Origin of the sequence: Stenotrophomonas sp. NPDC077659, from assembly GCF_050268705.1 — a bacterium.
Classification (GTDB): Bacteria; Pseudomonadota; Gammaproteobacteria; order Xanthomonadales; family Xanthomonadaceae; genus Stenotrophomonas.
Window position 1 is genome coordinate 50738 of the sequence record NZ_JBNNHG010000006.1, and the last position, 9150, is coordinate 59887.

General features: G+C 68.0%; 9 protein-coding genes. 7 read left to right on the plus strand and 2 right to left on the minus strand.

The window, feature by feature from the left end; all coding sequences use genetic code 11:
• Positions 1-79: 79 nt before the first annotated feature.
• From ACQKDV_RS02075 to leuB, 6 genes are read left to right on the plus strand one after another with little or no spacing between them, the layout of a single operon-like run.
• Complete coding sequence (locus tag ACQKDV_RS02075; protein WP_427782133.1) at positions 80-1162, plus strand: threonine dehydratase; 1083 nt, start codon at positions 80-82, stop codon at positions 1160-1162.
• On the plus strand, positions 1159-2742 hold the full coding sequence (locus ACQKDV_RS02080) for a 2-isopropylmalate synthase (protein WP_427782134.1): 1584 nt from the start codon (positions 1159-1161) through the stop codon (positions 2740-2742). Before ACQKDV_RS02075 ends, ACQKDV_RS02080 begins: the two co-directional genes overlap by 4 nt.
• A gap of 10 nt (positions 2743-2752) precedes the next feature.
• A complete protein-coding gene (locus ACQKDV_RS02085) occupies positions 2753-3526 on the plus strand; it encodes a class I SAM-dependent methyltransferase (RefSeq protein WP_427782135.1) in 774 nt (257 codons plus the stop codon).
• Between the two features lie 59 nt (positions 3527-3585).
• Positions 3586-5004, plus strand: coding sequence for a 3-isopropylmalate dehydratase large subunit (gene leuC / locus ACQKDV_RS02090; protein ID WP_427782136.1), 1419 nt, complete (start codon positions 3586-3588; stop codon positions 5002-5004).
• Complete coding sequence (gene leuD / locus ACQKDV_RS02095) at positions 5004-5582, plus strand: 3-isopropylmalate dehydratase small subunit (protein WP_313143660.1); 579 nt, start codon at positions 5004-5006, stop codon at positions 5580-5582. The genes leuC and leuD overlap by 1 nt, the downstream gene beginning before the upstream one ends.
• Positions 5572-6633, plus strand: coding sequence for a 3-isopropylmalate dehydrogenase (gene leuB, locus ACQKDV_RS02100; RefSeq protein WP_427782137.1), 1062 nt, complete (start codon positions 5572-5574; stop codon positions 6631-6633). Before leuD ends, leuB begins: the two co-directional genes overlap by 11 nt.
• A 158-nt stretch (positions 6634-6791) precedes the next feature.
• Here leuB and ACQKDV_RS02105 read toward each other — a convergent pair whose 3' ends face one another.
• Positions 6792-7565, minus strand: coding sequence for an SDR family oxidoreductase (locus ACQKDV_RS02105; RefSeq protein WP_427782138.1), 774 nt, complete (start codon positions 7563-7565; stop codon positions 6792-6794).
• 117 nt (positions 7566-7682) lie between these two features.
• On the opposite strand from ACQKDV_RS02105, the gene ACQKDV_RS02110 reads away from it, so the two are divergent.
• Positions 7683-8588 (plus strand): LysR family transcriptional regulator, encoded by a 906-nt coding sequence (locus ACQKDV_RS02110; RefSeq protein WP_427782139.1) that lies wholly within the window; start codon positions 7683-7685, stop codon positions 8586-8588.
• 144 nt (positions 8589-8732) lie between these two features.
• Here ACQKDV_RS02110 and ACQKDV_RS02115 read toward each other — a convergent pair.
• Positions 8733-9150 (minus strand): efflux RND transporter permease subunit (locus tag ACQKDV_RS02115; RefSeq protein ID WP_427782140.1); only part of this gene is annotated, 418 nt, incomplete at its 5' end.

Genomic DNA, 9150 nt, shown 5'->3' on the forward strand with positions numbered 1-9150 from the left:
ACCACGGTGCCGGCACGGAGGCGTCTTCTTCGCCGCCCGTGCCCGCACCGGGCGCATACCGGCAACCCGCTGGTGGCCCATGCCGGCCGCTGATGCCAGCACCGAAAGCGATGTCGGCGACGTAAGCGTTGCCGACGTACTGGCTGCGCAGGCCCGCCTGCGCCGCTTCCTGCCGCCTACCCCGCTGCATCATGCCGAGCGCTTCGGCACCTGGCTGAAGCTGGAAAACCTGCAGCGCACCGGTTCCTACAAGGTGCGCGGCGCATTGAACGCACTGCTGGCCGGCCGCGAGCGCGGCGATACCCGGCCGGTGATCTGCGCTTCGGCCGGCAACCATGCCCAGGGCGTGGCCTGGGCCGCCTATCGCCTGGACGTGCCGGCCATCACCGTGATGCCGCACGGCGCGCCGGCCACCAAGATCACAGGCGTCGCCCACTGGGGCGCCACCGTGCGCCAGCACGGCAACAGCTACGACGAGGCCTTTGCCTTCGCCGTGGAACTGGCGCAGCGCCATGGCTACCGCTTCCTGTCCGCCTTCGACGATGCCGATGTGATCGCCGGCCAGGGCACGGTCGGCATCGAACTGGCTCCGCATGCACCGGACGTGGTGATCGTGCCCATCGGCGGCGGCGGCTTGGCCTCCGGCGTGGCGCTGGCACTGAAGTCGCAGGGCGTGCGCATCATCGGCGCGCAGGTCGAGGGTGTGGATTCCATGGCCCGCGCGATCCAGGGCGATGTCAGCGAGATCGCCCCGGTGCCATCGCTGGCCGATGGCGTGCGGGTGAAGGTGCCCGGCTACCTGACCCGCCGCCTGTGTGCCTCGCTGCTGGATGACGTGGTGATCGTGCGCGAAGCCGAACTGCGCGAAACCCTGGTCCGCCTGGCCCTGGAAGAACACATCATCGCCGAGGGCGCAGGTGCATTGGCCCTGGCCGCCGGCCGCCGCGTGGCCGGCCGCCGCAAGTGTGCGGTGGTGTCCGGCGGCAACATCGATGCCGGCGTGCTGGCCGGCCTGCTCACCGACATCCGCCCCCGGCCGCCACGCAAACCGCGCCGGCGCCGCGCTGAATCCCCGCGCCCACCCGCCCGGACCAGCGCCTCCACCTCTTTCCCTTCCCACCTGCAAGCCGCAACGCCCGCTGTCGAGGAGATTTCCCTGTGACCACCATCGAACGAATTACCACCCCGCGCATCCGCATCTTCGACACCACCCTGCGTGACGGCGAGCAGTCCCCCGGCTGCAGCATGAGCCCGCCGCAGAAGCTGGTGATGGCGCGTGCGCTGGACGAACTGGGCGTGGACATCATCGAGACCGGCTTCCCGGCCAGCTCGCAGTCCGACCGCGAAGCGATGGCCCTGATCGGCCGTGAGCTGCGCCGCCCGAGCCTGACCCTGGCCGTGCTGTCGCGCTGCCTGCAGGCCGACATCGAAACCTCCGCACGTGCTCTGGAAGCGGCTGCCAACCCGCGCCTGCACCTGTTCCTGTCCACCAGCCCGCTGCACCGCGAGCACAAGCTGCGCATGACCCGCGAGCAGGTGCTGGAATCGGTACGCAAACACGTCACCCTGGCCCGCTCGTACGTCGACGATGTCGAATTCTCGGCCGAAGATGCGACCCGCACCGAGCTGGACTACCTGATCGAAGTGGCCCGCGTGGCGATCGCTGCCGGCGCCACCACCGTCAACCTGCCCGACACCGTCGGCTTCACCACGCCGGAAGAGATCCGTGCGATGTTCCAGCAGGTCATCGCTGGCGTGGCCGACGTACCCAACGCAGCCAACGTGATCTTCAGCGCGCACTGCCACAACGACCTGGGCCTGGCCGTGGCCAACTCGCTGGCCGCCGTGGAAGGTGGCGCACGCCAGGTCGAGTGCACCATCAATGGCATCGGTGAACGCGCCGGCAACTGCTCGCTGGAAGAAATCGCCATGGTGCTGAAGGTGCGCCAGGCCTTCTACGAGCAGGACACCGCGATCAACACCCCGCGCATCGTCGGTACCTCGCAGCTGCTGCAGCGCCTGGTCGGCATGCCGGTCCAGCGCAACAAGGCAATCGTCGGCGCCAATGCCTTCGCCCACGAATCGGGCATCCACCAGCACGGCATGCTGCGCCACCGCGGCACCTACGAAATCATGCGCCCGGAAGACGTGGGCTGGGAAGATTCGCAGATGGTGCTGGGCCGCCACAGTGGCCGCGCCGCCGTCGAATCGCGCCTGCGCGCGCTGGGCTTCTGGCTGGAAGAAGATGAGCTGAAGCTGGTCTTCGAGCAGTTCAAGACGATGTGCGAGCAGCAGCGCGTGGTCACCGACGCCGATCTGCAGACCTTGATGCAGGGCGGTGCCAACACCCAGGGCTACCGCCTGGCCTCGATGACCATCAGCGATGTCGGCAGCCGCGCCAATGCCCTGGTCGAACTGTCCGACCCGGAAGGCAACCGCGTGGCCGAAACCGCGCAGGGCGACGGCCCGGTCGATGCCCTGTTCGGCGCACTGTCCTCGGCCACCGGCGTGCAGCTGCAGCTGGACAGCTACCAGGTGCACAGCGTGGGCATCGGTGCCGATGCGCGTGGCGAAGCCAACCTGAGCGTGCGCCACGAAGGCGTGGAGTACGACGGCACCGGCACCAGCAAGGACATCATCGAAGCCTCCGCACTGGCCTGGCTGGACGTCGCCAACCGCCTGCTGCGGCAGCGCCAGGCGGCTGCCAGCAGCACCGACACCCCGACCGCCGCCACTGCCTGAGGAACCAGAGATGAGCGCCTTCGACACCGCCACCCCGGCCGCTGGCCAGCAGTGGAACGCCCAGGACTATGCGATCGATGCCGGCTTCGTGCCGCTGCTCGGCGGCGCGGTCGCGCGCCTGCTCGACCCGCGTGCGGGTGAACGCATTCTCGACCTGGGCTGTGGCGATGGCGTACTCAGCACCGAACTGGCCCTGAGCGGTGCACGCATCCACGGCGTGGATGCCTCGCCGGAACTGGTCCATGCCGCCCGCGCGCGCGGCGTCGATGCGCAGGTGATGGATGGCCACGCGCTGACCTTCAACGCCGAGTTCGATGCGGTGTTCAGCAATGCCGCGCTGCATTGGATGGGCAAACCGGACCGCGTGCTGGAAGGCGTGCGCCGCGCCCTGCGCCCCGGCGGCCGCTTCGTCGCCGAGTTCGGCGGCCATGGCAACGTGACCACGATCATCGCCGCGGTGCAGGCCGCACGCGTGGCCCATGGCCACGGCGCCAGCGCGTTCCAGTGGTACTTCCCCACCGCTGATGCCTACGCCGACCGCCTGCGCCAGCACGGCTTCCAGGTGCAGCTGATCGAAACCACGCCGCGCCCGACCGCGCTGCCGACCGGCGTGGCCGGCTGGCTGCGGGTGTTCGCCGCGCCGCTGCTGGACGATCTGCCAGACGATGCCCGCGCCACCGTGCGCGAGGCCGCCGCAGCGCTGCTGGTCGAACTGCCACGCAATGCGGCCGGCCAGCCGCTGGCCGACTACGTGCGCCTGCGCGTACTCGCCCGCCGCCGCTGACTTGACCGTTCCGCTTTCTTTATTGATTTTGCTCTTTCGTACTTCTGCCAGGCATACGCATGACTTCCGCACCCCGCACCCTGTACGACAAACTGTGGGACGCCCACGTGGTGGTTCCCGAATCCGACAGCGCGCCCGCCGTGCTGTACATCGACCTGCACCTGATCCACGAGGTCACCTCGCCACAGGCCTTCACTGAACTGCGCGCGCGCGGCCTGGTGCCGCGCCGCCCGGACCGCACCAAGGCGACGATGGATCACTCCACCCCGACCCTGCCGGCCGGTGCCGACGGCAAGCTGCCCTACGCCAGCGCCGCCTCCGAGGCGCAGGTCGCCACCCTGGCGCGCAACTGCGCCGAGCATGGCATCGAGCTGTTCGACATGGCCTCCGACAACCGTGGCATCGTCCACGTCATCGCGCCGGAACAGGGCTTCACCCAGCCGGGCATGACCATCGTCTGCGGTGACAGCCACACCTCCACCCACGGTGCCTTCGGCTCGCTGGCTTTCGGCATCGGCACCAGTGAAGTCGGCCACGTGCTGGCCACGCAGTGCCTGCTGCAGCGCAAGGCCAGGACCTTCGCGATCACCGTCGACGGCCCGCTGGCACCGGGCGTCGGTGCGAAGGATGTGGTCCTGCACATCATCGGCGTGATCGGCGTCAACGGCGGCACTGGCCACGTCATCGAGTTCCGTGGCAGCACCATCGAAGCGATGGACATGGAACAGCGCATGACCCTGTGCAACATGTCGATCGAAGCGGGTGCGCGCGCCGGCATGGTCGCGCCCGACCAGGTCACCTTCGACTTCGTGGCCAACACCCCGCGCGGCCCCAAGGGCGCCGATTTCGACGCCGCCGTGGCCCGCTGGCAGCAGTTGCGCAGTGATGAAGGCGCACGCTTCGACAGCGAAGTACGCATCGACGCCGCCGACATCCGCCCGACCCTGACCTGGGGCACGCACCCGGGCACCGCCATCGCCGTGGATGCGCCGATTCCGGCCGCCAACGATGCCGCCGCGCAGAAGGGGCTGGACTATATGCACTTCCACGCCGGGCAGGCGCTGGCTGGCACGCCGGTGGACGTGGTGTTTGTCGGCTCGTGCACCAACGGCCGCCTGAGCGACATGCGCGACGTGGCGCAGGTGCTGCGTGGCCGCCAGGTCGCCCAGGGCGTGCGCATGCTGGTGGTGCCGGGCTCGGAAATCGTCAAGCGCCAGGCCGAGGCCGAAGGCATCCACGAGATCGTGCGCGCGGCCGGTGCCGAATGGCGCGAGCCGGGCTGCTCGATGTGCATCGCCATGAACGGTGACCTGGTCGCCCCCGGCCAGCTGGCCGTCAGCACCAGCAACCGCAATTTCGAGGGCCGCCAGGGCCCCGGCTCGCGCACCCTGCTGGCCTCGCCGATGAGCGCGGCGTGGGCAGCGGTGAAGGGCCAGGTGGCCGACACCCGCGAACTGTTCGCACAGGAGGTGGCGTGATGGCCGGTTTCCGTACCCTGACCTCGTCCAGCGTGGTGCTGGCGCAGACCAACATCGACACCGACCAGATCATTCCGGCGCGGTTTCTGTCCACCACCGAACGCGCCGGCCTGGGCCGCAACGCCTTCAATGACTGGCGCTGGCAGGCCGACGGTTCACCGGTGGCCGGCTTCGCATTCAACCAGCCGCACAATGCCGGCCGCAGCATCCTGCTGGCCGGTCGCAACTTCGGCTGCGGTTCCTCGCGCGAACACGCACCGTGGGCGCTGACCGACCTGGGCCTGCGCGCCATCGTCAGCAGCGAGATCGCTGATATCTTCCGTGGCAATTCGCTGAAGAACGGCCTGCTGCCGATCGTGCTGGACGAGGCCGACGTGCAGGCGCTGATGCAGCGCCCGGACGATGAACTGACCATCGATGTGGCCGCACGCGAGCTGCGCACGCCCGATGGCCGCGTCTATTCCTTCCCGCTGGATGGCTTCTCGCAGACCTGCCTGCTGGAAGGTGTCGACCAGTTGGGGTATCTGTTGGGCCGTGTCCCTGAAATCGAACGTTACGAGAGTGAGCATGCACGCTGAAATTGTTGTCCTGCCCGGTGATGGCATCGGCCCGGAAGTGGCCGCCGCCGCAGTGGCCGTCCTGAAGGCCGTCGCCGAACGCTTCAACCACACCTTCACTTTCAGCGAGCACGACATCGGTGGCATCGCCATCGACCGCCATGGCGAGCCGCTGCCGGCCGCCACCCTCGCCGCCTGCCAGGCCGCCAACGCGGTGCTGCTGGGCGCGGTGGGTGGCCCGAAGTGGTCCGACCCGAATGCCAAGGTACGCCCGGAGCAGGGCCTGCTGGCAATCCGCAAGGCGCTGGGCCTTTACGCCAACCTGCGCCCGGTGCGCACCCATGAGGCCGCGCTGCACGCCTCGCCGATCAAGGCCGAGCTGCTGCAGGGCGTGGACTTCGTGGTGGTGCGCGAACTGACCGGCGGCATCTACTTTGGCGACAAGACCCGCGACGCCGACAGCGCCAGCGACCTGTGCCGCTACACCGTGGCCGAGATCGAACGCGTGCTGCGCAGCGCCTTCCGCCTGGCCCAGCAGCGCCGCGGCAAGGTCACCTCGGTGGACAAGGCCAACGTGCTGGAAACCTCGCGCCTGTGGCGCGACGTGGCCGCGCGCATCGGCCGCGAGGAATTCCCGGACGTTGCCCTGGAGCACCAGCTGGTCGATTCGATGGCCATGCACCTGCTGGCCAAGCCGCGCGAGTACGACGTGATCGTTACCGAGAACATGTTCGGGGACATCCTCACCGATGAAGCCTCGATGCTGGCCGGTTCACTGGGCCTGCTGCCGTCGGCCTCGCTGGGCGAACCGGGCGCGGTGGGCATCTACGAGCCGATCCATGGTTCAGCACCGGACATCGCCGGCAAGGGCATCGCCAATCCCTACGCGACCATCTTCAGCGCCGCCATGCTGCTGCGCCATTCGCTGGGGTTGGAAGCCGAAGCTGTAGTAGTGGAAGCCGCCGTGCATGCGTCGCTGGATGACGGCGTGTTCACCGCCGACCTTGCGGCCAAGGGGCAGGCGGTCAGCACCGCCGCAGCGACCGACGCGGTGCTGGCAAAGCTCAACTGATCCGGCCTTTCCTTCGGACCTTGCGCGCAGCCACCCATGGGGTGGCTCTACTGTAGAGCCACCCCATGCGTGGATGGTTCGAACCCCGCGCAGTAGAGCCACGCCATGCGTGGATGATTCGAACCCCGCGCAGTAGAGCCACGCCATGCGTGGCTGCCTTACTTGGTGGTGTACCCACCATTGACCAGAATCGTCTGCCCGGTCATCCACCAGCCATCGGTCACCAGGAAGCGGATCCACGGCACGATATCGGCGATATCAGTCAGGCCGGTACGAGTGAATGCGGACAGCGCCGCCGCAGTCTTGTGGTACGCCTGCGCATCGGCACTCTCGGCCGGGTAGAAGAACGGCGTGTCCATCGGACCGGGGCCGATCGCGGTCACCGAGATGCCGCGCTCACCGAACTCCTTCGACGCCGCTCGGGTGAAGTGCTCGACCGGCGCCTTGGTGCCGGCATAGCTGGAGTAGAACGGCGTGTAGGCACCCAGCAGCGAGGTGACCAAGGTGCAGATGCGACCACCGTCGTTGACGTGGCGACCGGCTTCCTTGAGGAAAAAGAACGCCGCCTTGGCGTTGACCGCGCTCATCTCGTCGTACTCCGCTTCGCTGATGTCCAGCAGCGGCTTCTTCAATACCTTGCCCACCGTGTTGATGGCGATGTCGGGACGGCCGACTGCGGCCACGGCATCGGCGAACAGGCGCTCCATCGCTGCCGCCGACGTCAGGTCGCCCTGCAGTGCCACCGCCCTGCTGCCCGCGGTCTGCACCGCAGCGACGGTGGCTTCGGCGTCGGCCTGGGTGGCGGCACTGTTGTAGTGAACCACGATGGCCTTGGCACCTTGTGCGGCGAAGTCGCGGGCGATCAGCCCACCCAGGTTCTTGGCGCCACCGGCGATCAGCACGGTCTTGCCCTTGAGGGAATGGTTGGTCATGGCCTCAGTCTCGGAAGGGGGCTACCCGGGGTGGCAACCCTGCCCTGACGACGATATCGTGCAGAAAAAGCGGATAAAGCCCGCCACATTGACTTAACTTTCCAGAGCCAGCGAACAATGGATCGGATTGATCGCTTCCGCATCTTCACCCGGGTGGTTGAATGCGCCAGCTTCACCCGCGCCGCCGACCAGCTCGGCCTGCCCCGCTCAACGGTCTCAGCGGCGGTGGCCGAACTGGAGCAGCGGCTCGGCGTCCGCCTGCTGCAGCGCTCGACCCGCCGCGTCTCCACCACCCACGACGGCGATGTGTTCCATGCGCGCTGTCTGCGCCTGATCGCCGAGGTCGAGGACGCCGAGTCGCTGTTCCGCCAGGACGACGCGCAACCGGTGGGCCTGCTGAAGATCGACGTGCCCAGCCGCATCGGCCGCCGCATCATCGCCCCTGCCCTGCCAGATTTTTTCGCGCGGCACCCGCAGGTGGAAGTGGACCTGGGCATGACCGACCGAACAGTGAACCTGATCGAAGACGGCTGCGATGCCGTGCTGCGGGTCGGTCAGTTGGGTGACTCCAGCCTGGTGGCACGCACACTGGGCCAGCTCGACTTCGTCAACGTTGCCGCGCCGGGCTATCTGCGCGAGCACGGTGTGCCGCAGCGTCCTGCCGACCTGCAGCAGCATCGTGCGGTGAACTATGCCTCGCCGACCACGGCGCGGGTGGAACCGTGGGAGTGGCAGGAGGGCGCGCAGCTGCGCACATTGCCGATGCCAGGCTGGGTGCGGGTGAACAGTGCAGAGGCATCCATCGCCTGCTGCGTGGCCGGGCTGGGGTTGCTGCAGATTCCGCGCTACGACGTGCAGGTCGAACTGCAGTCAGGCGCGTTGGTAGAGGTGATGCCGCAGTACGTGGCGCAGCCGTTGCCGGTGACCCTGCTGCAGCCGCATCGGCAGCACCGTGCGCAACGTGTGCAGGTATTTCTGGAGTGGCTGCTACCAGTGCTGCGAACCGGCCTGCAATTGCAGTAGATCCACGCAATGCGTGGATGGCCGGGCCGGGGTATCCGCAGCCACCCGTGGGGTGGCTCCACTGATGGCACGGAAGGCGCGTGCATCCGTGCCAACCAAGGTTGACACCCACCTGGGAAGGGACCAACCGACCCCGGCCGGATATTACGCCCCGGATTCGTCCGGCTTGACCCGGAACCACGCTGCATACAACGCCGGCAGGAACACCAGGGTCAGCACCGTGCCCACGATCAAGCCACCCATGATCGAGATCGCCATCGAGCCGTAGAACGCGCTGCGTGACAGCGGGATCATCGCCAGCACGGCGGCAAGCGCGGTCAGCACGATCGGGCGGAAGCGGCGCACGGTGGCGTCGATGATCGAATGCCAGCGGTCATGCCCGGCGTCGATGTCCTGCTGGATCTGGTCGATCAGGATCACCGAGTTGCGCATGATCATGCCCGCCAGCGCAATCGTGCCCAGCAAGGCCACGAAGCCGAATGGCGCGCGGAACAGCAGCAGGAACAACGTCGCGCCGATGATGCCCAGCGGCGCGGTCACCAGCACCATCGCCGCACGCGAG